The 24587-nt window shown below is 71.1% G+C and carries 23 protein-coding genes and 1 riboswitch; of the genes, 12 read left to right on the plus strand and 11 right to left on the minus strand.

What is annotated here, in order from left to right:
• Nucleotides 1-11 precede the first annotated feature (11 nt).
• From ABZ434_RS05425 to ABZ434_RS05440, 4 genes are all read left to right on the plus strand, one after another.
• Nucleotides 12-1238, plus strand: coding sequence for a DUF5931 domain-containing protein (locus ABZ434_RS05425; RefSeq protein ID WP_359132268.1), 1227 nt, complete (start codon nt 12-14; stop codon nt 1236-1238).
• Nucleotides 1235-1930: a response regulator transcription factor gene (locus ABZ434_RS05430; protein ID WP_359132270.1), complete on the plus strand. Its 696-nt coding sequence runs from the start codon at nt 1235-1237 to the stop codon at nt 1928-1930. The genes ABZ434_RS05425 and ABZ434_RS05430 overlap by 4 nt, the downstream gene beginning before the upstream one ends.
• 111 nt (nt 1931-2041) lie before the next feature.
• The gene (locus ABZ434_RS05435; RefSeq protein ID WP_359132272.1) at nt 2042-3070 is read left to right on the plus strand and encodes a 6-phosphofructokinase; all 1029 of its coding nucleotides are present in this window, start codon (nt 2042-2044) and stop codon (nt 3068-3070) included.
• Between the two features lie 123 nt (nt 3071-3193).
• Entirely contained in the window at nt 3194-4198 is a 1005-nt protein-coding gene (locus ABZ434_RS05440; RefSeq protein WP_359132274.1) for a 2-hydroxyacid dehydrogenase, read from the plus strand.
• 31 nt (nt 4199-4229) lie between these two features.
• Here ABZ434_RS05440 and ABZ434_RS05445 read toward each other — a convergent pair whose 3' ends face one another.
• The 3 genes from ABZ434_RS05445 to ABZ434_RS05455 all read right to left on the minus strand — a co-directional run bounded on the left by ABZ434_RS05445 (nt 4230) and on the right by ABZ434_RS05455 (nt 9198).
• The gene (locus ABZ434_RS05445; protein WP_359132276.1) at nt 4230-6122 is read right to left on the minus strand and encodes an anthranilate synthase family protein; all 1893 of its coding nucleotides are present in this window, start codon (nt 6120-6122) and stop codon (nt 4230-4232) included.
• Nucleotides 6123-6221: 99 nt separating this feature from the next.
• Nucleotides 6222-6296 (minus strand): trp operon leader peptide, encoded by a 75-nt coding sequence (locus tag ABZ434_RS05450; protein WP_359132555.1) that lies wholly within the window; start codon nt 6294-6296, stop codon nt 6222-6224.
• Between the two features lie 73 nt (nt 6297-6369).
• Nucleotides 6370-9198 carry an N-acetylmuramoyl-L-alanine amidase gene (locus ABZ434_RS05455; RefSeq protein WP_359132278.1) on the minus strand — a complete coding sequence of 943 codons (2829 nt, stop codon included), beginning with the start codon at nt 9196-9198 and terminating at the stop codon, nt 6370-6372.
• A 156-nt stretch (nt 9199-9354) separates the two neighbouring features.
• On the opposite strand from ABZ434_RS05455, the gene ABZ434_RS05460 reads away from it, so the two are divergent.
• Together ABZ434_RS05460 and ABZ434_RS05465 are read left to right on the plus strand one after the other, a co-directional pair.
• Entirely contained in the window at nt 9355-10701 is a 1347-nt protein-coding gene (locus ABZ434_RS05460; protein WP_359132281.1) for a class II 3-deoxy-7-phosphoheptulonate synthase, read from the plus strand.
• 169 nt (nt 10702-10870) lie between these two features.
• Nucleotides 10871-11194 carry a (2Fe-2S)-binding protein gene (locus tag ABZ434_RS05465; protein WP_359132283.1) on the plus strand — a complete coding sequence of 108 codons (324 nt, stop codon included), beginning with the start codon at nt 10871-10873 and terminating at the stop codon, nt 11192-11194.
• Between the two features lie 40 nt (nt 11195-11234).
• Here ABZ434_RS05465 and bfr read toward each other — a convergent pair whose 3' ends face one another.
• Entirely contained in the window at nt 11235-11714 is a 480-nt protein-coding gene (gene bfr, locus ABZ434_RS05470) for a bacterioferritin (RefSeq protein WP_136328351.1), read from the minus strand.
• Between the two features lie 154 nt (nt 11715-11868).
• Between bfr and ABZ434_RS05475 the strand changes: the two genes are divergently transcribed.
• Nucleotides 11869-12501 carry a sulfite oxidase-like oxidoreductase gene (locus tag ABZ434_RS05475; protein WP_359132286.1) on the plus strand — a complete coding sequence of 211 codons (633 nt, stop codon included), beginning with the start codon at nt 11869-11871 and terminating at the stop codon, nt 12499-12501.
• A gap of 29 nt (nt 12502-12530) precedes the next feature.
• Here the strand turns inward: ABZ434_RS05475 and ABZ434_RS05480 are convergent, their stop codons facing one another.
• The 6 genes from ABZ434_RS05480 to thiO form a co-directional block, all read right to left on the minus strand.
• Nucleotides 12531-12953 (minus strand): DUF4396 domain-containing protein, encoded by a 423-nt coding sequence (locus ABZ434_RS05480; RefSeq protein ID WP_359132557.1) that lies wholly within the window; start codon nt 12951-12953, stop codon nt 12531-12533.
• 207 nt (nt 12954-13160) lie between these two features.
• The gene (locus ABZ434_RS05485; protein WP_359132289.1) at nt 13161-14018 is read right to left on the minus strand and encodes a deoxyribonuclease IV; all 858 of its coding nucleotides are present in this window, start codon (nt 14016-14018) and stop codon (nt 13161-13163) included.
• 6 nt (nt 14019-14024) lie between these two features.
• The gene (pknB, locus tag ABZ434_RS05490) at nt 14025-15947 is read right to left on the minus strand and encodes a Stk1 family PASTA domain-containing Ser/Thr kinase (protein ID WP_359132291.1); all 1923 of its coding nucleotides are present in this window, start codon (nt 15945-15947) and stop codon (nt 14025-14027) included.
• Between the two features lie 171 nt (nt 15948-16118).
• On the minus strand, nt 16119-16913 hold the full coding sequence (locus ABZ434_RS05495) for a thiazole synthase (protein ID WP_359132294.1): 795 nt from the start codon (nt 16911-16913) through the stop codon (nt 16119-16121).
• Between the two features lie 2 nt (nt 16914-16915).
• The gene (thiS, locus tag ABZ434_RS05500; RefSeq protein WP_359132296.1) at nt 16916-17146 is read right to left on the minus strand and encodes a sulfur carrier protein ThiS; all 231 of its coding nucleotides are present in this window, start codon (nt 17144-17146) and stop codon (nt 16916-16918) included.
• Entirely contained in the window at nt 17143-18321 is a 1179-nt protein-coding gene (gene thiO / locus ABZ434_RS05505) for a glycine oxidase ThiO (RefSeq protein ID WP_359132298.1), read from the minus strand. Before thiO ends, thiS begins: the two co-directional genes overlap by 4 nt.
• A riboswitch (TPP riboswitch) is annotated at nt 18319-18431 on the minus strand. (Overlaps the previous gene by 3 nt.)
• A gap of 215 nt (nt 18432-18646) precedes the next feature.
• Between thiO and ABZ434_RS05510 the strand changes: the two genes are divergently transcribed.
• From ABZ434_RS05510 to ABZ434_RS05530, 5 genes are all read left to right on the plus strand, one after another.
• Nucleotides 18647-19822, plus strand: coding sequence for an FAD-dependent oxidoreductase (locus ABZ434_RS05510; RefSeq protein ID WP_359132558.1), 1176 nt, complete (start codon nt 18647-18649; stop codon nt 19820-19822).
• 69 nt (nt 19823-19891) lie between these two features.
• A complete protein-coding gene (locus ABZ434_RS05515; protein WP_359085106.1) occupies nt 19892-20257 on the plus strand; it encodes an Rv2175c family DNA-binding protein in 366 nt (121 codons plus the stop codon).
• Between the two features lie 94 nt (nt 20258-20351).
• Complete coding sequence (gene thiE / locus ABZ434_RS05520) at nt 20352-21005, plus strand: thiamine phosphate synthase (protein ID WP_359132300.1); 654 nt, start codon at nt 20352-20354, stop codon at nt 21003-21005.
• A 122-nt stretch (nt 21006-21127) separates the two neighbouring features.
• Entirely contained in the window at nt 21128-22045 is a 918-nt protein-coding gene (gene metF / locus ABZ434_RS05525) for a methylenetetrahydrofolate reductase [NAD(P)H] (protein WP_359132302.1), read from the plus strand.
• Between the two features lie 50 nt (nt 22046-22095).
• Complete coding sequence (locus ABZ434_RS05530) at nt 22096-23013, plus strand: hypothetical protein (RefSeq protein ID WP_359132304.1); 918 nt, start codon at nt 22096-22098, stop codon at nt 23011-23013.
• A 50-nt stretch (nt 23014-23063) separates the two neighbouring features.
• Here the strand turns inward: ABZ434_RS05530 and ABZ434_RS05535 are convergent, their stop codons facing one another.
• On the minus strand, nt 23064-24581 hold the full coding sequence (locus ABZ434_RS05535; protein WP_359132306.1) for an NAD(P)/FAD-dependent oxidoreductase: 1518 nt from the start codon (nt 24579-24581) through the stop codon (nt 23064-23066).
• Nucleotides 24582-24587: the final 6 nt, after the last annotated feature.

Genomic DNA, 24587 nt, shown 5'->3' on the forward strand with positions numbered 1-24587 from the left:
GGGAGAAGAAGATGGCCAAACGTGTGCGGGTCGTGCGGATGTCGGTCGAGCAGCCTCTGTGGCGTGCCCTGACCGCCTACCGAATCCTGACGATGCTCTACGCGATCCTGCTCGCGGCCTTCGGGCGCGAGAAGTACGAGCGGCCGTGGGTGGCCGTCGTCTTCCTGGCGGGCATGGCCCTCTGGACGCTGGCCACCCTGCCCAAGGTCGCGAGTGCCGCCGCCTGCACCAAGCGCTTCCTGGGCGCCGACCTCACCCTCGCGCTCACCGGCATCCTCGTCACCCCGTTCGCCGACTTCCAGGCCCAGCAGGTCGACGGCCCGACCCTGCCGTCCATCTGGACCGCCGGATCCGTCCTGGCCTTCGCGATCAAGGGCGGCTGGCGATGGGCGGCCTTCGCCTCCACCTTCGTCGCCGTGGCCAACCTGATCGAGCGCGCCGAACCCAGCCGCGACACCCTCCACAACGTCCTGCTGGTCTGGGTCGCCTCCATCGCCATCGGGTACGTCGTCGAGGTCGCCCGTGCCAGTGAGCGCACCCTCGCCCGCGCCCTGGAGATCGAGGCCGCCACCCGGGAGCGGGAACGTCTGGCCCGCGACATCCACGACAGCGTGCTCCAGGTCCTCGCCATGGTGCAGCGCCGGGGCGCGGCGATCGGCGGCGAGGCTGCCGAACTGGGCCGGATGGCCGGGGAACAGGAGGTCGCCCTGCGCACCCTCGTCTCCAGCGGCCTGGTACCCCCCACCCGGGTCTCGGAGGACGCGGCCGAGGGTGCCGTCGTGCGGACCGTCGAGACGGACGACGAGGAGACCGGGGCCCCGGCCGAAACCGATCTGCGGGCCCTGCTCGCCCCGCACGCCGGATCCCGGGTGACCTTCGCGGAGCCGGGGGCACCGGTACTGCTCGCGCCCGCGGCGGCCGGGGAACTGGCGGCGGCGGTCAGCGCGGCCCTGGACAATGTCCGGGTGCACGCGGGAGAGGGCGCCCGGGCGTGGATCCTGGTCGAGGACTGGCCGGACGAGGTGATCGTCACGGTCCGGGACGACGGGCCGGGCATCGCGGAGGGCCGGCTCGACCAGGCCGAGGGGGAGGGACGCCTCGGCGTCGCCCTGTCGATCCGTGGGCGGCTGCGCGACCTGGGCGGTACGGCAGAACTGATCTCGGTGCCCGGCCAGGGCACCGAGGTCGAATTGAAGGTTCCGAAAACGGCACGGGGGAAGGCGGGTTCAGTCCGATGAGCGCAGCAACCGAAGAGGGCGCCGGGCAGCAGCGGCCCATCAGGGTGATGGTGGTCGACGACCACCCGATGTGGCGCGACGCCGTCGCCCGTGACCTCGCCGAGGCCGGCTTCGACGTCGTGGCGACTGCGGGTGACGGCCCGCAGGCCGTCCGCCGGGCCGGGGCGGTCACCCCCGACGTCCTCGTCCTCGACCTCAACCTGCCCGGGATGCCGGGCGTCCAGGTCTGCAAGGGACTCGTCGGCTCCCAGCCCGGACTGCGCGTCCTGGTGCTCTCCGCCAGCGGGGAGCACGCCGACGTCCTGGAAGCGGTCAAGTCCGGTGCGACTGGCTATCTGCTGAAGTCGGCGAGTACCCAGGAGCTGACCGACGCCGTCCGCAGCACCGCCGTCGGCGACCCGGTCTTCACCCCCGGCCTCGCCGGACTCGTCCTGGGCGAATACCGCCGACTGGCGTCCGAACCCGCACCCGTCGCGTCGGACGAACCGAAGGCTCCCCAGCTCACCGACCGGGAGACCGAGGTGCTGCGGCTGGTGGCCAAGGGGCTCTCGTACAAGCAGATCGCCGAGCGGCTGGTCATCTCGCACCGCACCGTCCAGAACCACGTCCAGAACACCCTGGGCAAGCTCCAGCTGCACAACAGGGTGGAGCTCGTGCGGTACGCCATCGAGCGCGGCCTCGACGACGTCTGAGATCAATTCCCGCGCATTGCACGGGAATTGACCGTCCGACCCATCACGAAGTGACCTGGGTCACCCTTAGCGTGGTGAGGAGCGAGCTCACTTCGGCGAAGGGATGCTTCCATGCGGGTCGGAGTACTGACCGGGGGCGGCGACTGCCCCGGGCTCAACGCGGTCATCCGCGCCATCGTCCGCAAGGGCGTGCAGGAGTACGGCTACGACTTCATCGGTTTCCGGGACGGCTGGCGCGGAGCGTTGGAGGGCGAGACGGTCCCGCTCTCCATCCCGGTGGTGCGCGGCATCCTGCCGCGCGGTGGCACCATCCTCGGATCCTCGCGCACCAATCCGCTCAAGGCCGATCACGGCGTTCACCGGATCAGGGAGAACCTCGCCGAGTACGAGGTCGAGGCGCTGGTCACGATCGGCGGCGAGGACACCCTCGGCGTGGCGGCCACCCTGTCCGACACCTACGGCGTGCCATGCGTCGGCGTACCGAAGACCATCGACAACGACCTGTCCGCCACCGACTACACCTTCGGCTTCGACACCGCCGTCGGTATCGCGACCGAGGCCATCGACCGCCTGCACACCACGGCCGAGTCCCATATGCGGGTCCTCGTCGTCGAGGTGATGGGCCGCCACGCCGGCTGGATCGCGCTCCACTCGGGGCTGGCCGGCGGCGCGAACGTCATCCTCATCCCGGAACAGCGCTTCGACGTCGACCAGGTCTGCGCCTGGGTCACCTCCCGGTTCCGGGCGAGCTACGCACCGATCGTGGTGGTCGCCGAGGGCGCGGCACCCGCCGAGGGGGAGATGGTCCTCAAGGACGGTTCGCACGACTCCTTCGGCCATGTCCGCCTCTCCGGCGTGGGCGAGTGGCTGGCCAAGGAGATCGAGAGCCGAACCGGCAAGGAGGCCAGGACCACCGTGCTCGGCCATGTGCAGCGCGGCGGCACCCCCAGCGCCTTCGACCGCTGGCTGGCCACCCGCTTCGGGCTGCACGCCATCGAAGCCGTGCGCGACGGCGACTTCGGGAAGATGGTGGCCCTGCGGGGCACGGACATCGTGCGGGTGCGGATGGCGGAGGCCACCGCCCGTCTCAAGACGGTCGACCCGGCGCTCTACGCGGAGGTGGGGGTCTTCTTCGGCTGAAAGGCTGACAGGCTGAGCGGCGGACCGGACCCCACCGCCTTATATTCGCGATGACCGGCCCCCGCGGGGCCCGCTCCCGGAGCGGGCCCCGCACCCTCGCCCGCATCAGTCACGGGAGACGTCGTGGAAATCCTGGCATTCGGTGTGCAGTCCGACGAGAAGCCCCTGATCGAGAAGGCGTTCGCCGGGAAGCACGAGGTGCGCTGCCTGGACGTCTTCCTGAACCGGGACACCGCCCCCATCGCGGCGGGCTACGAGATCATCTCCACCAGCGTCAACGCCGACCTGGGCGGCAAGGTCCTGCAGACCCTCGCGGCCGGCGGCACACAGATGATCGCCCAGCGCTCCACCGGCTTCAACAACATCGATCTGGATGTCGCGGAGCGCCTCGCCCTGCGGGTCTCCCGGGTCTCCTGGTACTCCCCCTACTCGGTCGCCGAATTCGCCTGGACCCTCGCCATGGCGGTCAACCGCCGCGTGGTCCGCGCCACGATCCGCACCAGGGACTTCGACTTCCGCCTCGACGGCCTCCTCGGCCGCGACATGCACGGCCGGACGGCCGGCATCATCGGCACCGGCAAGATCGGCGAGGCCTTCACCCGGATCGCCCATGGTTTCGGCATGAACCTGCTCGGCTGGGACGTCGCCGAGAACCCGGCCTGCGTCGAGCTCGGCCTGCGCTACGTCGACAAGGAAGAGCTCCTCGCCGAGTCCGACCTGATCAGCCTGCACGTCCCGCTGCTGCCCTCGACCCACCACATCATCGGCAAGGACGCCCTGGCCCACATGAAGGACGACGTCATCCTGGTCAACTCCAGCCGCGGCGGACTCATCGACACCAAGGCCCTGGTCGGGGAACTGCGGGCGGGCCGGCTCCTGGGAGTCGGACTCGACGTGTACGAGGCGGAGGCCGGGCTCTTCTTCCTCGACAAGTCGCTGGAGGGCGTCGACGACGACACCCTGGCCCGGCTCGTCACCTTCCCCAACGTCCTCGTGACCTCGCACCAGGCGTACTACACCGAGGACGCCCTGGGCCAGATCATCGCGGCCACCGTCCAGAACGTCGACGACTACGTGGCCGGCCGCCGCAGCGAGAACGTGCTGGTCCCCGCACCGCCCGGACCTTGAGGACCTCACCGGGGCCCGGGCGGCCGGAGCTTCAGCCGCGCACCGGAAGCCCCGCCAGCAGCTCGCCCACGATCGTCGACCCGCGCAGCGTCAGCACCGACTCCGGGTGGAACTGCACCGAGGCGAAGCCGTCCCCGCGCAGCGCGTGCAGCTCCCCGGTCGCCGGGTCCAGGCTCGCCTCGATGCCGTGCGCCGCCAGTTCGGTGGCCGCCGCGCCGTCGCAGCGCGCGGTGAAACTGTTGTAGAAGCCGACGGTCTCCGGGCGGCCGAACAGATCGATCCGGGTCTGCGCACCCTGGTACGGGACGTTCTTGCGGACGATGTCCAGCCCGAGCTCCGCCGCGATCAGCTCATGGCCCAGACACACCCCGAGCAGCCCGTGCCGGTGATCGCGTACGAGCTCCGCGGTCAGCGCGCGCAGCAGCCGCATCTTCGGGTCGGCCGCGTCGCCCGGATCACCCGGCCCGGGGCCCAGCACGACGGGCCCCTCATGCGCCCGTACGGCCTCGCGCAGCCCCGGCTCGTCGTAGCGGCGCACCGACACCTCGAGGCCCGAGGCGCGCAGCAGATGCCCCAGCATCGACGTGAACGTGTCCTCGCCGTCGACCACCAGCGCATGACCGGACAGCGCGTCGGTGCGCTCCTGCATCCGCAGCCAGAACGGCGCCAGCCCCTCCCGCCGGGCATCCAGCGCCGCCCGCACCCGGGGGTCGTCGGCCAGCCGCGGCCTCGCGTCCTCCGCCTGCGGCCGCCCGGGCCGCACCCCCAGCGCGGTCAGCACACCGGCCGCCTTGGCGTGCGTCTCGGCGACCTCGCTCTCCGCATCGGAGTGGCGCACCAGCGTCGCCCCGACCGGCACGCGAAGCTCACCCCGGGCCGAGATGTCGGCGGTCCGGATCAGGATCGGCGAGTCCAGCGTCTGTGCCCCGTCGGGTCCCTGCCGCAGCAGGGCCAGCGCGCCCGCGTAGTAGCCGCGCCCGCCGGACTCGTACCGCTCGATGACCCGGCAGGCGTTCTGTACGGGGGAGCCGGTGACCGTCGCCGCGAACATCGTCTCCTTCAGGACCTCCCGCACATCCAGCGAGGAGCGGCCGCGCAACTCGTACTCCGTGTGCGCGAGATGGGCCATCTCCTTGAGACGCGGCCCGATCACCACGCCGCCCATGTCCCCCACGGTGCACATCATCTTGAGCTCTTCGTCGACCACCATGGAGAGCTCCTCGGTCTCCTTGCGGTCGCCGAGGAAGGACAGCAGGTTCTCGGCGGTCGGCCCCTCGGCGGGATAGCGGTAGGTGCCGCTGATCGGATTCATCACGACCGTCCCGCCGGACATCCGCACATGCACCTCGGGGCTGGCGCCGACCAGCGTCCGGTCCCCTGTGTGCACGACGAAGGTCCAGTACGCCCCCCGCTCACCGGCCAGCAGCCGTCGGAAGAGCGCCAGCGCGTCCGCCCGTCCGAACCCCGGGATCTCGCCCCGGAAAGTCCGCCGGATGACGAAGTTCGCGCCCTCGCCCCGGCCGATCTCGTCCTCGATGACCCGCCGCACCGTCCCCGCGTACTCCTCGTCGGAGACGTCGAACGCACCGCCCTCCACCCGCACCGCGTGGGCGGGGAGCGCGTCCAGGGTCCCGTCGAGGGGCAGTTCGTACGTCTCGTCGGCGACCAGCACGGTCAGCGGTGTGCCGTCGTCGCGGACGTCGAAGCCGCGCTCGGCGATCTGCCGGAACGGCACCAGGGCCAGGGTGGGCCGCTCACCCACGGGGAGGTCGGCGAGCCGGTCGGCCTCGTGGACCCGGCCGATCAGCACCTCGACGGTGTCGTGGTCGTGACCGGGGGTGCGCCTGCGCAGCAGGGCGAAGGGCGGGCAGTCGTCGCCGAGAAGTCTCTGGACGATCGCGTGCGGGGCGGTGTGCGGTGCCATCTGCGGTGTTCCTTCCACTGGGATCAGCTGGGAGGAACGGCCCCTGGACATGGGAAAGGCCGCCCCTCGGGCGGCCTCTGCGTCGGTGTGTACGCGCGATCAGTGGGCCGCCGGATGAGCGGTCCACCACCAGTTACGGGTCGAGTGCGCGAACATGTCCGAACCATAACCCATGGAGCACGCACGAAGGGGCCCGTTCCGCCCGATGGGCGTAACGGACCCCTTCACGGAGCCGGTCTTACGACGATCAGACCAGCGTGTTGTAGATGCCCCAGCCGCCGCCGACCTTCACCATCGGCGCGAACGGCTTCGCCATGTCGCCCGTGGACCGGTAGTACCAGAGCACGCCCGCACTGTCCCGGGCGATCAGGTCCGGGATGCCGTCACGGTTCAGGTCGCTCGGGCCCAGGAGGTCCTTGAAGACGCCCCAGCCCTTGCCGACCTGGGTGCGCGCGGCGTACGGCGCGGTCGGGCTGCCGGTGCCCTTGTAGAGCCACAGCACACCGGACTTGTCCCGGGCGACCAGGTCAGCCTTGCCGTCGGCGGTCAGGTCACCGGTGGGGACCAGCGTGTTGTAGACACCCCAGCCACCGCCGACCCGTGCCTTCGTCGCGAACGGCTTCGCCGGGTCGCCGGTGCCCTGGTAGAACCAGAGGACGTTGGAGGCGTCGCGGGCGATCAGGTCGGCCTTGCCGTCACCGTTCAGGTCGCGGGCACCCCACATGCCGTTGTAGACACCCCAGCCGCCGCCCACCTTGAGACGGGTCTGGAACGGCTTGCTCGGGTTGCTGCCGCCCCGGTAGTACCAGAGCGTGCCACTCGTGTCGCGGGCCACCATGTCGCCCGTACCGTCGGCCCGCAGCGCCGTCATCGCGAGGATCGCGTTGTAGCCCTGCCACCCGGGACCCACGCGGTAACGGCTGTAGAACGGCGTGGTGGCGCTGCCGGTGCCCTGGTACTGCCAGAGCACACCGGCGGAGTCACGGCCCAGGATGTTGTAGCGGTTCGTACCGGCGTCCGGAGCGACACTGGTGCCGGTCTGGACGTCGCTGGCCTTCACCCACGCCATGCGGTGGTTGTAGCGGATCGGGTAGAAGAGGTTCGTGCTCCCCTTCACCAGCGTGCGGTCATTGGCGGCCGTGCCCGCGAACGTACCCGCGAACCAGTAGTCACCGACCTGTGCCGGGCCGACCTGAGGATAGGCCTGACCTGCAGGAATGCTGTACTTCGTGAGGGAGTCGTTGTTCTTCGACTGCACCGCCACACCGGTGCCGGTGTAGGCCGCGTCCTCGGGGTAGGCACGCCCGTACACCTTGATGGACGTCACACCCGCCTTGGGCTTCAGTACAGGCTGGGCGGCCTTGGAAACCTGGGCGGTGAACTGGCCGCTCGGGTTGTGGAACCAGGCCTTCACGCCGCCGTACCAGATGGCGGTCCAGTCCGTCCGGGCCTCGGCGACGACGTACTTGCCGCCGGCCACGACCTTGTTGCCCCAGTTGGGTCCGTCCGTGGACTTCACGTTGGGGATGTACGGGTCGGCGATCTTCGAAGCCGTCGTCGACGGCGAGCTGTAGAGGTAGCCGAAGTTCGCCGGCTGGGTGGCGACCGCGCTGCCGCCGTACGTCAGCGCCGGCTGGTTGGCCGTGGTGAACGGCGGCACCACCTTGACCACCTGGCCGGCCTTGATCGGACCGCCCGCACCCTCGGAGCCGGTCGGGGCGCCGATGAGGGACATGTAGTGGTTCCAGTCCCAGAAGGGGCCCGGGTCCCAGTGCTGGCTGGCGACATTGCCGTCCAGGACGCCCGGCACCTCGTCGTGACCGATGATGTGCTCACGGTCCAGCGGGATGCCGAAGCGGGCTGCGAGGTACCTCACCAGCGTCGAGGACGACTCGTACTGGGGCTCGGTGTACCAGCTGCCCGACTTGATCGCGTAGCCCTCGTGCTCGATACCGACCGAGTGCATGTTCGCGGTCTTGTTGGCCGCGTGCCATGCCTCGTTCTTGGTCTCGACCATCTGGGTGACCAGACCGTCCTTGGCCCGGATCAGATAGTGCGCACTGGCGTAGGACGTCGGGTTCTGGAACGTCGCCAGCGAACCGTCGTAGCCACCCTCGGTGTCGTGGATGACGATGTAGCGGATGTCCTCGCCACTGGCCGGACGGTCGGCGACGTTGTAGTTGCCGAAGTCGTCCGGGGTGCTGCTGTTCTGCTTGAACCCGGCGGGCTTGAAGTCGCAGTTCAGTCCGGAGGGGCACTCCGGCGCGGGGGCCGCCGTGGTGCTCGCGTTCGTCGCCGCCAGCGGCATCTTCGCGGGCTTGACCGGGACCACCGACGGGTCGGCGGGCAGCGTCAGCTGCTGGCCGTCCGCGGTGAGGCGGCTCTCGCCGGTCTTCACCGACTCGAAGACGCGGTTGGCGAAGAGCGTGGCGCCCTTGGTGTCCGGGGCCTGGCTGTAGCGCGCGACGGCCGGGTACCACTTGCCGGCCTCGTCGGGCAGCGAATCGGTGGCCTCGCGCTGGTACTGCGCCAGCAGCGCCGCGCCTGCGCGGATACTCTGCGCCGTCTCGTCCTGCACGTCGGCGGCCGGTTCGTCGATCAGCTTCGCGGCCTCGTCGAGCGTGTGCAGCTCCGCGGCGTCGGTGTCGACCGGCTTCGGCAGGTTGCGCAGCGCGCGCTTGGCGTCGAAGTGCTTCATCACGGCCGGATCGCCGCTCATGTTGAGGTGCGCGAGCCGCTCGGCGTCCGTCGGCTGCTCGATGTCGTCCTCGGTGACCCGGGTGAGCCCCATCACGTTGTACGCGCCGCTGGTGCTCGGCTCGCCGTCGTGGCTCTCCCAGCGCGTCTGCCGGTACGAGACCGCCATCAGCACGCTCTGCGGTACGTCGAACTCGGACGCCGCGTCCGCGAACTGCTGCTGCAGCGCGGCGGAGGCCGCTACCGCCTTCCCGTCGGTGGTCGCGGTGTCCTGCGAGGCCATGGCGAGCGTGCCGACGGTCGCCGTCGCGACGACCGCGGCGCCGACTCCGTACAGCAGACGTCGCTTCTTGAGGTCCCTGCGGTGATTCCGCTTCAAAGCCCCACCCCTGTGGTCCACTTGTTCAATTCTGAAAGACGTGACGCTAGCAGGCCCGACCGCGCTCCCTGTCACTGGCCGGGCCCCGTGTCCGTCTCATCCGTTGAGCACCCCGAAAAACAGTGGACGCGACCCCGTAATGTGGAGCCCGTGACCGTGAACGCCAATACCTCCGTCGCCGGTGGCAACACCTGGCGAGACCTTCCCGCGGCGCAGCAGCCCGAGTACCCCGACTCCGAGGCCCTGCGCGATGTACTCGCGGACCTCGCGTCGTATCCGCCGCTCGTCTTCGCCGGCGAGTGCGACCAGCTGCGCGCCCGCATGGGAGCCGTCGCCAAGGGCGAGGCGTTCCTGCTGCAGGGCGGTGACTGCGCCGAGGCCTTCGACGCCGTGTCGGCCGAGCACATCCGCGCCAAGCTGAAGACGTTGCTGCAGATGAGCGCCGTCCTCACCTACGCGGCCTCCGTGCCCGTCGTCAAGGTGGGCCGGATCGCCGGGCAGTACTCCAAGCCGCGCTCCAAGCCGACCGAGACGCGCGACGGCGTGACGCTGCCGACCTACCGCGGCGACTCCGTCAACGGCTTCGCCTTCACCGAGGCCGAGCGCATCCCCGACCCGGAGCGGCTGAAGCGGATGTACCACGCATCCGCCTCCACGCTGAACCTCGTCCGCGCCTTCACCACCGGCGGTTACGCCGACCTGCGCCAGGTGCACGCCTGGAACCAGGACTTCGTGAAGTCGTCCCCGTCCGGCCAGCGCTACGAGGCCCTGGCCCGCGAGATCGACAACGCGCTGAACTTCATGAAGGCGTGCGGTACGGACCCGGCGGAGTTCAAGGCCGTCGAGTTCTACGCCTCGCACGAGGCACTGCTGCTGGACTACGAGTCGTCGCTGACCCGCGTCGACTCGCGGACCGGCCGGCTGTACGACACCTCGGCCCACATGGTGTGGATCGGTGAGCGCACCCGGCAGATGGACGGCGCGCACATCGAGTTCGCCTCGAAGATCAGCAACCCCATCGGCATCAAGCTCGGCCCGACGTCCACCGTCGACGAGGCCCTCGGCTACATCGAGCGCCTCGACCCCGAGCGCGAGCCCGGCAGGCTGACCTTCGTCGTCCGGATGGGCGCCGACAAGGTCCGCGACAAGCTCCCGGAGCTGGTCGAGAAGGTCACCGCCTCCGGCGCGACCGTGGCCTGGGTGACCGACCCGATGCACGGCAACACCTTCGAGGCCGCGTCGGGCCACAAGACCCGTCGCTTCGACGACGTCCTCGACGAGGTCAAGGGCTTCTTCGAGGTGCACAAGGGCCTCGGCACGCACCCGGGCGGTATCCACGTCGAGCTCACCGGTGACGACGTCACCGAGTGTGTCGGCGGCGGCCACGAGATCTTCGTGGACGACCTCCACCAGCGTTACGAGACGGCCTGCGACCCGCGGCTCAACCGCAGCCAGTCGCTGGACCTCGCGTTCCTGGTGGCCGAGATGTACCGGGACCAGTAGGCGTCACCGAACGCAGCGCACGTACGACTGTGGGGCACGGATCGATGTGATCCGTGCCCCACAGGGCGTTCCGGGGCTTTTGCGGGCCTTGAGCGGCGGGTAAGGTTAGGTTAGCCTCACCGATTAACGGGGCGGCACCTACGATCCATCCCGCCGGGAGGTGAACCGCATGTACGTCTGCTCGTGCTTCGGCGTTACGGAGCAGCAGGTCAGGAAGCATGCGGAAGACGGCGCCTGCACGCCCCGCCAGATAGCCTCCGCCAGCAAGGCGGGGACCGACTGCGGCAGCTGCGTCCGTACCATCCAGGCCATGCTCGGCCGCGGCGCCTGTCCGCGTCGTGACCTGCTCGACCAGAAGCGGACGCCCGGCACCGCGGACCGTGTCACGGCCGGCGCCGCGCCCGATGCCGATCAGCGCATCGCCGCCGGCGCCGGCCCCGTTCCTGGCAGCGGCATCGCTCCCGGGCCCGTCGCTCTTCCCGAAGCGGCCTGAGCCCCGCGGGACCGGGCGGCCCGCACGCGTGGTTCGCCGGTCAGCTCTCGGGCTGCTCGATCAGCTGTGCGATGTAGAGGGGCTCCCCGAGCTTCTCCACCAGTTCCAGCTGGGTGTCGAGATAGTCGATGTGGTGCTCTTCGTCCGCCAGGATCGACTCAAAGATATTTGCGGACGTGATGTCGCCCTTGTTGCGCATCAGTTCGATGCCGCGCTTGAGGCGGTCGATCGCCTCCACCTCGACCTGGCGGTCCGCCTGGAACATCTCGGTGACCGTCTGGCCCACTCGTACATGGAAAAGCCGCTGGTAGTTCGGCAGTCCGTCCAGGAAGAGGATGCGGTCCGTCAGGATCTCGGCGTGCTTCATCTCGTCGAAGGACTCGGAGCGGGTGTACTTCGCGAGCTTCGTCCAGCCGAAATTGTCCTGCATCTTTGCATGCAGGAAGTACTGGTTGATGGCAGTCAATTCGGCGGTCAGCTGTTCGTTCAGGAACTCGAGGACCTCGGGGTCGCCCTGCATCGCAGAGGCTCCTTCCAACCGGTGAACTGGGCACGTTGGCCGCATCCTCGCATCGCGTCCGGTAGGCGTCCAGTAAGTGCACGCTTAGTACGAGTTGCCCGAATCGCCTCTGCCCTGGTCATGACCACCCCTGCCTGTCTGTCACCATGGAGTCATGGGTCAGCCGGAAAGCCGGGAACATCACGCATCAGAGCAGTCCGAGCTTCCGCCGGGGCAGCGACTGCAGCGTGGCTGGCCGGTTACCCACTACGGTCCGGTGCCCAAGTTCAAGCCCGACCGCTGGGAGTTCCGGGTCTTCGGTGCCACGGCCGACGGTGACAAGCACTGCTGGAACCATCAGGAGTTCTCCGCACTGCCGTTCTCCTCGGTCGTCGCCGATCTGCACTGCGTGACCAAGTTCAGCATGCTCGGCGCCGAGTGGGGTGGAGTCCTCGCCCGTGATGTCGTGGCGCTGGCGCCCCCGGCGCCGCAGGTCACGCATGTGATGGTCTGGGCCGAGTACGGCTTCAGCTCGAACCTGCGGCTCGACGACTTCATCTCCGAGCGGGCCCTGTTCGCCACCCACAAGGGCGGCGAACTGCTCACCGCCGAACACGGCTTCCCGCTCCGGCTCGTGGTGCCTCACCTGTACGCCTGGAAGGGCCCCAAGTGGGTCCGGGGCATCGAGTACATGAGCGCCGACCGCCGCGGCTTCTGGGAGGAGCGCGGCTACCACAACATCGGCGACCCGTGGAAGGAACAGCGCTACTCCTACCAGGAGGAGCCCGGGGAGGGCCCCGAGCTCTGACCCGGTGGCGCCCCGTCCGCCGTGCCGTGTCAGTGGTGGTACCGGTGCACCACCGCGTGTCCCTTGCCGCGCCCGATCATCCACTTGTTCACCGGTGTGGTGACGACGAAGGCGACGGCGAGCGAGATCGCGAGAGCCCCCCAGAACAGGGCGTCCGAGAGCATGGCGTCCATGGCGCCCGGCCACAGGACGATCACCCCGTTGTCGATCAGTTCCATGACCGCGATGGAGAGCGTGTCGGCCGCGAGCGCGACCCGGAATGCCGTTCGGAAGTCGACGCCCGACTTCAGGACCGAGCGCAGCGTCAGCGAGTAGCCGAAGAAGAACGCCAGGGCGATCGCGAGGACCGTCGTCGGCATGTTGCCCCAGCCGAACGCCGTACCGATCACCATGCCGAGGACCTCGCCGATGGCGCAGCCGGTGAGGCAGTGGAGCGTGGCGCGCGCCGCCATCGACCAGCTCGCGCCGCCCGAGCCGTGACCGGAGTGGTCCGGGAGGCCGCCGGGGTGGCCGGCATGGTCGAGATCGCCGGTGCGGTCGTCGTGCTGCGCGTGGTCTGCGTGGTCTCGCATGGTGATCCCCCGATGCCGAGGAGCGGTTCCTGTCGCCTGTAGGAACCATATACCCCCCTGGGGTATTCCCCGCATGAGTGCGTCCGGTCAGCCCCGGCCGCGCAGCTCCTTGAGCCGGGCCACGTCCGCCGCATGGCCCTGCTTGCCGCCCGGCGTCTCGATGACCAGGGGGACGCCCGCGGTGGCCGGGTGGGAGAACAGCTCCCGGAACGGTTCCTCGCCGATGTGACCCGACCCGATGTTCTCGTGCCGGTCCTTGTGCGCTCCGGCCACATCCTTGGAGTCATTGGCATGGATCAGCTTCAGCCGGCCCTCGCCGACCGTCTCCACCAGCAGGTCCAGGGTCTTCTTCATGCCCGCCGGACCGGCCAGGTCGTGGCCTGCGGCGAAGATGTGGCAGGTGTCGAGACAGACACCGAGCTTCGGATGGGAGTCGAGCGCCTCGAAGTACGGGCCGAAGTCCCAGGTGCGTGAGCAGAGCGAGAAACCCTGCCCCGCGGTCGACTCCAGCAGCAGGAACGGGTCGTCGTCGTGCGTCAGCTCGTCCAGGAGCGGCCGCATGTGGGTGCGCACCTGCGCCAGCGCCTCCTCACGCGGCCGGCCGTTGGTCGCCGAACCGGTGTGCACCACGACGCCCAGGGCGCCGATCTGGCGCGCCCGGCGCAGGGAGTGACGCAGGGAGTCCACGGACCTCTCCACGGTCGCCGGGGTGTGCGAACCGAAGTTGATCAGGTACGGGGCGTGGACGTACGCCGGTATGGACTCGGCGGCGCACTCGGTACGGAACAACTCGTCCTGCACCGGATTGCCGGCCGGGGTCGCCCAGCCGCGCGGATTGGCCACGAAGACCTGGACGGCCTCCGCGCCCATCTCGCGGGCGTAGGGCAGGCCGACCTTGGAGAGGCCGCCGGCCACCGGGATGTGGCCGCCGACGGGGTTGCGCATACGGATCTACAGTCCCTTGGTCTTGATGGTGATGGTGCTGCCCTCGGGGGCCTGGTCGCCCCCGTCGGTGGACTGGCTCTCGACGGTGTCGCTGAAGGAGAGGAACGGGCGGTCGACCTTGACCTCGAAGCCCGCGTCCTCCAGCTCGCCACGGGCGTCGTCGACGTCCTTGCCGGTGACGTCCGGGACGTCGATCATCTGCGGCCCCTTGGAGACCGTGAGCGTGATGGTGTCGCCCTCCGCCGCCTCGGTGCCCTCCTCGAGCGACTGGCGGGCGACGTCGCCCTCGTCCTCCGGGGAGTTCACCCGGCCGGGCGCGACGACGACCTCCAGGCCGGCGTCCTCCAGCTCCGCGGTGGCGTCGTCGACCGACTGGCCGGTGACATCGGGGACGTCGACCGGGCTCCCCTTGGAGACCACGAGCGCGACCGCGGAGTCCGGGTGGCGCTCGGCGCCCGACTCGGGATCCGTACGCACGACCTCGCCCGCGGACACGTCGTCGCTGAACTCCTTGGTGATCATGCCCGGGGTCAGGCCCCGCTTCTCCAGCTGCCGTCTGGCCTCGGCGAGTGCGACGCCATGGACATCGGGCACCGTGACGATCTCGGGACCGCGCGAGACGACCAGCGACACGGAGTCGTTGCCCCGGATCCGGGCGCCCGGCTTGGGGTCGCTGCTGATCACCCTGCCGCGTCCGACGGTGTCGCTGTAGGCCCGTCGTACGCCCTTCAGCTCCAGACCACTGTCCGACAGCCGTTTCCCGGCCGCCTTCTCGCTCTGGCCCAGCAGCGAGGGGACCCGGGTGAACTGTCCGGAGTTGATGTACCAGACGCCACCGCCGACCCCTAGGACGAGCAGCACGGCCAGAACGGCCGCGATGACACCGCGCTGCGGCCTCCCGCGACGCAGGCCGGCGCGACGGGCCGGCGCCTGCGCGGGCGGCTGCGGCGGCATCTCCAGCCGGCTGGTGTGGTGGGTGGTGCCCTGGCCCGGGGGCAGCACCCGCGGGATCACGCTCGTGCGGTCCTCCGCGCCGTCGCGCACTTCGGCCAGGGCCTGCGGCGGCACGGCGTCCAGCTGCGCGTCGGTGAGACCGGACCGGGCCCGGCGGGACCCGGCCAGGAGCGCCACCGCGTCGAACGGGCGGCGCTCGGGGTCACGGGCCGTGGCACTCGCCACCAGCTCGTCCAGCTCGGCCGCGAGGCCGGGAACGACGGCGGAGGGGGCCGGCACGTCCTCGTTGAGGTGCTGGTAGATGACCTGGGCGGGGGAGTCCCCGGCGTGCGGCTTGGTGCCCGTCAGCATCTCGTACAGCACGACACCGCACGCGTACACATCGGCGCGGGTGTCCGCGGTGCCGTGCTCGATCTGTTCGGGGGCGAGGTACGAGACCGTCCCCAGGATGCTCCCGGTGGTGTTCGTGACCGTTCCCACGGCCCGGACGAGGCCGAAGTCGGCGACCTTGACCCGGCCGTCGTCGCCTATCAGCACGTTCTCCGGCTTCATGTCCCGGTGGACGAAGCCCGCCCGGTGCGCGGCCCCCAGCGCGGCGAGGACCGGCTCCAGGATGTCCAGCGCGGCCCGCGGCTGCAGCGCGCCCCGCTCGCGCAGTACGTCGCGCAGCGTGCACCCCGCCACGTACTCCATGGCGAGGTAGACGTACTGACTCTGGGCGCCCTGGTCGAAGACCGCGACCACATTGGGGTGCGCGAGCCGGGCCACCGACTTGGCCTCGCGGATGAAGCGCTCGACGAACGAGGCGTCGGCCGCGAGCGCCGGATGCATCACCTTGAGGGCGAGCACCCGGTCGAGTCGGGTGTCCATGGCCCGGTAGACCGTGGCCATGCCGCCCACGGCGATGCGGGCATCGATGCGGTAGCGGCCGTCGAGCAGCTGCCCGACGAGAGGGTCCTGGAGGGTCGTATCCACGCAGCCGAGTCTACGAGCCGCCGCGGACACGGCCGACTGGCTGGGGCGGTCCCGGGGCCCTACTGCAGCCGAGCCGTGACAGGGACACGCCGTCAGCCGGGGTGTGGCCCGGGCCGGCGGCATGACGCCACGGGTCCATGAGATCCGCCTCACGCACGAGCCGGGACCGGGTCAGAACGCCGGACGCTCCGGGTCCAGCACCGCCCGCCCCGCCGTCGGCGACGAGGCCTCGGCGAAGTGGCGGCGGGGGATCCGCCCCGCGCGGTACGCGAGCCGCCCGCCCTCCACCGCGTGACGCATCGCGGCGGCCATCAGCTCGGGCTCCTGAGCGCGGGTGACCGCCGAGGCGAGCATCACGGCCGCGCACCCCAGCTCCATGGCCAGCGCCGCGTCCGAAGCCGTTCCGGCCCCCGCGTCCAGGATCACGGGGACCCGCGCCTGCTCGACGATCAGCTGGAAGTTGTGCGGATTGCGGATGCCCAGACCGGAGCCGATGGGGGAGCCGAGCGGCATGATCGCCGCACACCCGACATCCTCCAGCTTCCGGGCCAGCACCGGGTCGTCGTTCGTGTACGGCAGGACGGTGAAACCGTCGTCCACCAGCGTCTCGGCGGCGTCCAGCAGCTCGATCGGGTCCGGCAGCAGGGTGCGCTCGTCCGCCACCACCTCCAGCTTGACCCAGTCGGTGCCCAGCGCCTCGCGGGCGAGCCGGGCGGTGAGCACGGCCTCGCCCGCCGTGAAGCAGCCCGCCGTGTTCGGCAGCACACGGATGGAGAGGCGCTCCAGCACGGAGAGGACAGAGCCCTGCACGGTCGGATCGAGGCGGCGCATCGCCACGGTCGTCAGCTCGGTGCCGGAAGTGGTCAGGGACCGTTCCAGCACGTCCAGGCTGGGCGCCCCGCCCGTTCCCATGATCAGCCGGGAGCCGAGAACGGTGCCGCCGAGGGAGAAGAGGTCGTCGGACATGGTCAGCCTCCCTGCACCGCGGTCAGGACCTCGACCCGGTCGCCGGCGGTGAGTGCGGCCGCGGGCCACTGGCCACGCGGCACGACGGTTTCGTTCAGGGCGGCCGCGACGCCCGAGGACGCACCGGTCAGCGAGGCGACCAGGGCCTCCAGGGTGGTGCCGGGCGCGACGGCGACGGTCTCGCCGTTCACGGAGACGGCCATGGGCTCGGAGAGGGGGGCGGACTCGGTCATGCGGGCTGCTCCTGACGTACGGGGGCGGCGGGTGAGAAACGGCCGGGGGAGAACGGGCGCGCCACCTCGGGCAGCTCGCCGCCGGCCAGCAGCTCTGCCATGGCGTCCCCGGTGACGGGGGTGAGCAGCACCCCGTTGCGATGGTGGCCGGTGGCGAGACGGAGGCCGGGCAGCGCGGTGCGGCCGAGCAGCGGGGCGTTGTCGGGGGAGGCGGGGCGCAGGCCGGCGAGGGTCTCGGTGAGCGGCAGCTCCGTGATGCCGGGCACCAGCTCGTGCGCGTCGCGCAGCAGCTCGTACACACCGCCGGCCGTGACCGTGGTGTCCCAGCCCATCTCCTCACTGGTGGCGCCGATGACCAGTTCGCCGTTCTCGCGCGGCACGAGATAGACGTGGCTGCCCCGGACGACGGCCCGCACGGTGCGGGAGAGGAAGGGGGCGTACGCGGTGGGCACGGTCAGGCGCAGTACCTGGCCCTTCACCGGGCGCACCGGGGGCAGGACGTGATCCGGCACCCCCGCGAGCCGGCCGCTGAGGCTGCCCGCGGCGAGGACGACCTGATCGGCCGCCGGCTGCGTACCGTCGGCCAGTACGGCTCCGGCGGCCCGGCCGCCCGTGACCGAGAGCCGCTCGGCCCGCTGGCGGTGGAAGACAACCCCGGCCCGTTCGCACGCCGTCACCAGCGCGGCGGCCAGCCGTCGCGGGTCGACCTGGTGGTCGCCGTCGACCCGCAGCCCTCCGCGTACGCCAGGGGCCAGCATGGGCTCCAGGCGACGGCACTCACGGCCGGTGAGCCACTCCGACTCCAGCCCCGAGCGGCGTTGCAGGGCGTGGAGATCGCGCAGATGGGCGCGGTCGTCGGCGTCGAGCGCGACGGCCAGGGTGCCGCAGGCACGGAAGCCGATGTCCTGTCCGCTCGCCGCCTCCAGCTCTGCCGCGAACGCCGGATAGCGTGCGGCGGAAGCGACGTTGAGGCCGAGCAGCATCTCTTCGCCGTAATGGAGTTCGGTGACGGCTGCCAGCATCCCGGCCGCGACCTGGGCGGCGCCGCCGCCGGGTGCGGGATCGACGACCGCGGTGGCCAGACCGCGCTGAGCGGCCCGCCAGGCGGTGACCAGTCCGATGATGCCGCCCCCGATGACCAGGACGTCGGACCCGTTCGTACGATGCGTGCGCATGGGCGTCCAGCCCCTCCCTTCGCCGGCATGACCCGGATCAGGTTCGTACGGTCGAAGGCCGTCCAGCCTCCCTCTCAGCCCGGTGCGTCCGGGCTCCCGCGAGTGATGTGCACGGCCACCCTAATCCCCTGCCCCGCGCCCCCGGCAAGGGGAGCCGCCGAGGCCGTCGGCCCGAGCGCCGGGCGCGGCGATCCGGCGGCGGTGAGCGGCCGTCCGACTTACTGACGATGCGTCAGGTGTTTAAGGTGGGCGGGTGGACGAGCAGACCGGACAGCAGCAGACAGATTCGCGGCCGAGCCGCCGCGTCGTGATCGCCGGAGCGGGCATGGCAGGCGTGCAGACCGCCGTGGCCCTGCGCGAACAGGGCTTCACCGGCCCCGTCACGCTGATCGGCGCCGAACCGCACCAGCCGTACGACCGGCCCCCGCTGTCGAAAGCCGTCCTCCTCGGCAAGGCCGAGGGCTCGGCCTTCGACATCGACTTCGAGGCCCTGGACATCACCCTGAGACTCGGCCTCGACGTGACCGCACTGCGCGCGGCCGACCACGAACTGGACACCCCGGAGGGGCCCGTCCCCTACGACGTCCTGGTCATCGCCACCGGCGCCGAGCCTCTGGTGCTGCCCGGATCCGAGGGCGTCCCCGGGGTCCACCTCCTGCGCACGCTCGACGACGCCGCCCGGCTGCGGCCGGTCCTCGAACGACAGCACGACGTCGTGGTCGTCGGCGCGGGCTGGATCGGCGCCGAGTTCGCGACCGCCGCCCGCGCGGCCGGCTGCGCGGTCACCGTCGTCGAGGCCGCCGACCGCCCGCTCGCCGGCGCACTGCCCGCCGAGGTGACGGCCCCCATGGCCGGCTGGTACGCCGAGAGCGGCGCCGCACTTCTCACCGGCGCCCGGGTCGCCCGCATCGAACCCGGTCGCGTGGTCCTGGCCGACGGCCGCGTGCTCCCGGCGGACGCGGTCGTCGTGGGCGTCGGTGCCCGGCCCGCGACCGGCTGGCTCGCCGGATCGGGGATCGAGAGGGGCCCGGACCGGTCGGTGACCGCCGACGCGTCGCTGCGCACCTCACTCCCCGATGTGTACGCGGTCGGCGACTGCGCCTCCTTCCCCTCGGCCCGCTACGGCGAGCGGCTGCTCGTCCACCACTGGGACAACGCCCTCCAGGGCCCCCGGACCGTCGCAGCCGCCGTCACCGCTCCGCAGGGCGAGGGGCCCCTCCCGGTCTACGACCCCGTGCCCTACTTCTGGTCCGAGCAGTTCGGCCGCTTCGTCCAGTACGCGGGACACCACACGGAGGCCGACACCCTGGTGTGGCGAGGTGATCCGTCCGGACCGAGCTGGACGGTGTGCTGGCTGCGCGGCGGCGTGCTCGTCGCCGTACTGGCGGTCGGCCGTCCGCGCGATCTCGCGCAGGGCCGCAAACTCGTCGAATCGGGGGTGGAACTCGCCCCCGACCGGGTCGCGGACCCCTCCGTGCCCCTGAAATCGGCCACGCTCTGACGGCCCGGCCGGCCCTCGGACGGTCGGCCCGGGTACCGACTGTCGGTCCGGGATGGCACGCTTGTCCCCGTGACCGAGATTGACGCAAAGATCGATGCTCTCGTCCCTGCCTGGCTCCACCTCCCCGACATCGCCGAAATGTTCGATGTCCAGGTGACGCGTGTGCGCCAGCTGGTGAAGGAGGGCCAGCTCATCGCCGTACGACGTGGTGAGAACCGGGCGCTCCAGGTGCCTGCCGCCTTCATCGACGGCGACAAGGTGGTCAAGGGCCTTTCGGGGACCCTGACGCTCCTGAGGGACGACGGCTACTCCGACGCGGAGATGCTGGAATGGCTCTTCACCCCCGACCCGAGCCTGCCGGGCACGCCCGCGCAGGCGCTGAGTGAGAATCGCGGCACGGAGGTGAAGCGCCGCGCCCAGGCGCTCGCCGTCTGACCCACAGCCGCACCGGGTCGCGGGCCGCTCGACGCGGCCCGCGACCCCGCACCACCGACCGACCGTCGTCGCCTTCCCCGGGGGGAACCGCACCATGTCCACGCCTCGCGCGCTGCTGTCCGACGCCCGGCTCTACCTGTGCACGGACGCCCGCCGCCGCCAGGGCGACCTGCCCGCGTTCCTCGACGCGGTCCTCTCCGGTGGCGTGGACGTCATCCAGCTGCGCGACAAGGGCATGGAGGCGGCCGAGGAGCTCGAACACCTCGCGCTCTTCGCCGACGCCTGCAAGCGTCACGGCAAGCTCCTCGCGGTCAACGACCGGGCCGACGTCGCCCACGCCATCGGCTCGGACGTGCTGCACCTGGGCCAGGGCGACCTGCCGGTACCGGCCGCCCGCGCGATCGTCGGCCGGGACGTGGTCATCGGCCGCTCCACGCACGCCGAGTCCGAGGTCGACGCGGCCGTCGCCGAGCCCGGTGTCGACTACTTCTGCACCGGCCCCTGCTGGCCCACCCCGACCAAGCCGGGCCGGCACGCCCCCGGCCTGGACCTCGTCCGCTACACCGCCTCGCTCGCACCCGCCCGTCCGTGGTTCGCCATCGGCGGGATCGACGCGGGCAACCTCGACGAGGTGCTGGACGCCGGAGCCCGCCGGGTCGTCGTCGTGCGGGCCGTCACCGAGGCGTCCGATCCGGCTGCCGCCGCCGCCGAGCTGGCGGGAAGAATCCGGGACCGCGCCGGCGCGTGACCGGACGGGCCGGAGGGCCGATTCGGGACAGGAGTGTCCGAAGGGTGGACAAAGAACGGGCAATCAAGCCAAATCGCCCCAGTTCGGTTGGGAGCCGGGCGCGCCCTGGTTAACCTGCCCGTATGGCCCTTGGCACACCCTCCACCAGGACAGATCACGCGCGCACCGTGCGTGAGATGCTCGCGACCGGCAAGACCTCGTACTCCTTCGAGTTCTGGGCGCCCAAGACCGAGAAGGGCGAGCGGAACCTCTGGAACGCGCTCCGCCGGGTCGAAGCGGTGGGACCGAGTTTCGTCTCCGTGACGTACGGGGCCGGCGGATCCACCCGCGCCGGGACGGTGAAGGCGACCCAGGACATCGCCGCCGAGTCCACCCTCACCCCGGTCGCGCACCTCACGGCGGTGAACCACTCCATCGCCGAGCTGCGCAACATGGTGGGTCAGTACGCGGACGCCGGTATCCGGAACATCCTCGCCGTGCGCGGCGACCCGCCGGGCGACCCCATGGGTCCGTGGGTCGAGCACCCGCAGGGCGTGCGGTACGCGGCGGATCTCGTCCGGCTGATCAAGGAATCCGGTGATTTCTGTGTCGGCGTCGCGGCATTCCCCGAACGGCATCCGCGCTCTGCCGACTGGGACACCGACATCCGGCATTTCGTGGACAAGTGCCGTGCCGGAGCGGACTATGCGATCACGCAGATGTTCTTCGACCCGGACGCCTATCTCCGGATGCGTGACCGGGTGGTCGCTGCGGGTTGCGGCACCCCGATCATTCCCGAGGTCATGCCCCTCACGAGCGTCCGGCAATTGGAGAGATTCGCGCAGCTCAGCAACGCGACCCTGCCCGGGGACCTGAAAGAACGCATCCTCGCCGCCAAGGACGATCCCGCCGCTGTACGCTCCATTGGCATCGACTTCGCAACGCGGTTCTGCGCGAAGCTGCTTTCCGAGGGTGTCCCCGGGCTGCACTTCATCACGTTGAACAACTCGACGGCGACGCTCGAAATCTACGAGAATCTCGGACTGCACAAGCAGTCGTGACCGGCCGTACCCGCCGCGACCCGGGGCGGTGGCCGTAGAAGGGGGCGGGCATGGGCTGGACGGTCCTCTACATCGCGTTCGGCATCGTTGCGCTGTGGCTGCTCGGTGAGGTGCTGTTGCAGTACAAGGCACGCCTGCGCTGGCGCCTGCTCGCCTTCACCGGCTTCGTCGGTGTCGTCATCGGTGTCCTGATGCCGTCCGTGTTCGTCATCGCCGTCGGCGCGATCGCGTTCGCGACGGGCCAGACCTACGTCACGCTCTCCTTCCGCCGCGGTTTCTCGACGGGCTGGGCCATAGGGGGCAGCCCCGGGGAGAGCCGCCGGCGCCGCGGCGCCGGCGCCGACCGCGAACCCACGCTGCAGGTCTCGGACCTGGAGGTGGAGTACGACCACCAGGCGCCGCCCCAGCCGGAGGCCGCACCACAGCCCGGGCCGGCCGCCGTCTACGCTCCGGAGCCGCTGCCGGACGACACCGGCCAGTACGGCGTCTACACCGAACCCCGCCGGCAGGAACAGCCCCAACAGCCCCAGGAACAGCCGCAGTACGCCGCGTACGACCCGTACACCGACTACTCCGCGTACCCGGCGCAGGGCCAGGAAACGCCTTATGCGGGAGCCGGCCAGGACACCTACGCGGGAACGGGCCAGTACGACTACGGTACGGACCAGCAGCAGTACGCCGCCTACTCCGACCCGTACATCGGCACCACCGCGAGCACCCCGCAGTACGGCACGTACGACACGTACGGGAACGACGGGAACTACGACAGCTACGGCGGCGGCCAGCAGTTCGCCGACCCGTACGCGCAGCCCCAGCCGTACGCCTCCGAGACCCCGCCGGGCGGCGTGTGGGTGCCGCAGCAGCGCGAGGGCGAGCAGTACCCGCCGATGCCTCCGGAGCAGCAGACCCAGCCGGCGCCGTACCCGAGTGGCTACGACACGGGCTACAACGAGCAGTACCGCTACTGACTCCCGGGCGGGCCGGCTCGTCGGGCCGCGCCCCGCCCTCGCCCGGGTCCCTACTGCGACCCGCGGAACCCCTCCCCTTCGACGATGATCCCCGCGACCAGCGCCCCGGACATCCCCGCGTGCGCCGGACCGCCGCCCGGGTGCGACCAGCCGCCCGCCAGGAGCAGTCCCGGCAGCCGCGTGCGGTTGCCCGCGTGGAGCCAGCCGCCCCCGGCACCCGCCAGCGCGGGCGCGGGAACCGCACCACCCGGCGCGCCCGTCTCGGCCGCGGACTCCGCGGGCGTCCGCACCTCCATGTGCAGCACCCGGTCCCGCAGGCCGGGCAGGGCGGCGCTCGCGGTGTCGATCAGGGTGTCCGCATACCGCGCGCGCAGTGCCTCGTCCGTCCAGTCCACCGGGCCGTGCGGGGCCACCGTCGCCGTCAGCGTCACCGCCTCGTGGACCCCGTCCGGACGGGTCGACGGATCGTCGGGACGCAGCACCGTCACCGTGGGGCGCGCGGCGAGCCGGCCGCCGAACACCGCCTCGCGCTCGTCCGCGCCGTCCGCCGGATGCACCAGTGTCCGGTGCACCGCGTCCGCGGGCCGGGCGCCGCGCAGCGACAGCAGAACCAGGAACCGGCCCGTCGGCGCGGAGCCCGCCGGCCGGGGCTGCACCGTCACATCGCCGTCCTGCCAGAGCTCCTGAGCGGGCATCAGGCCCGGGTGCGGCCGGGCCCCCAGCACCACGTGGGCCGCCTGGGCGACCGTGCCGTCCGTCAGCTCCACGCCTGCCGCCCGGCCGTCCTTCTCCAGGACCCGGGACACCTCCGCGCCGAACACGAACTCCACGTTCCGGGCCAGACACCGTTCGTACACCGCCTGCGCCAGCGCCCGCATGCCACCGGAGACGTACCAACTGCCGAACGTCTCCTCCATGTACGGCAGCAGGGCCGTGCTCGCCGGGGCGTGCAGCGGATCGAGGCCGTACGACAGCGCGTACCCGTCCAGCAGGGCGGCCAGCCGGGGATCCGTCAGCTCCCAGGAACCGATCTCCGTCACCGTGCCTGCCCGAAGCGCGGGGCGCAGCAGCCGCCGCCGTACGGTCGCCGGATACGGATCGCGGGTCAGGACCTGCCAGTCGGGGCGCAGGGGCTCCTCCAGCAGCGGCCGTCGGGACCGGTCCCACGCGTCCCCGGCCCGGTCGAGGAACTCCCCCCAGCTTGCGCCCGCGCCCTTGCCGAGCGCGCCGTCCAGGGCCGAGACGACGCCGGCCCGCGAGGCGTTCGGCAGGGAGACGTCGGTGCCGTCCGCGAAGACATGACGGCTCGCCGGGTCGACCTGGGTCAGGGTGACGCACCGCTCCAGCGGCTCCTTGCCCGTCTTCACGAACAGGTCGCGGTAGACGGCGGGCAGATGGAGCAGACCGGGGCCCGTGTCGAACGCGAAGCCGTGCAGGGCATGACGGCCCACGGAACCGCCGAACGTCTCCGACCGCTCGTACACCGTCACCCGGTGGCCTGCCACGGCCAGCCGGGCCGCCGCCGACATCGCGCCCAGCCCGGCGCCGATCACCGCAATACGTGCCATGGCTGC

The organism is Streptomyces sp. NPDC005761 (assembly GCF_040630635.1).
Classification (GTDB): Bacteria; Actinomycetota; Actinomycetes; order Streptomycetales; family Streptomycetaceae; genus Streptomyces.